Origin of the sequence: Zobellella taiwanensis (genome assembly GCF_003012795.1) — a bacterium.
Classification (GTDB): Bacteria; Pseudomonadota; Gammaproteobacteria; order Enterobacterales; family Aeromonadaceae; genus Oceanimonas; species Oceanimonas taiwanensis.
The window spans coordinates 1-306 of the sequence record NZ_PXYH01000073.1 but is presented as its reverse complement, the minus strand read 5'-3'; the positions used below and the strand labels follow the sequence as shown (position 1 = coordinate 306).

The window sequence follows — 306 nt, the reverse complement described above, 5'->3', positions numbered from 1 at the left end:
TGGCCCCGCCCACCAAGATGGACAAGGATCAGCTCACCGCCGAAGGCTACTACGGTATCTTTGGCCGGGTCGGTGCCCGCATTGAGATCCCGGGCTGCTCCCTGTGTATGGGTAACCAGGCGCGGGTAGGGGACAACACCACTGTGGTGTCTACCTCCACCCGTAACTTCCCCAACCGTCTGGGCAAGGGCGCCAACGTCTACCTGGCGTCCGCCGAGCTGGCGGCGGTGGCGGCGATCCACGGCAAGCTGCCGACGGTGGCGGAATACCAGGAATACGCCAAGGAGCTGAACGCCACGGCGGCGG

1 protein-coding gene is annotated in these 306 nt (G+C 65.7%); it reads left to right on the top strand.

Annotated elements, in window-relative coordinates:
• Nucleotides 1-306 (top strand): aconitase family protein (locus tag C7I36_RS16975; RefSeq protein WP_245880158.1); only part of this gene is annotated, 306 nt, incomplete at both ends.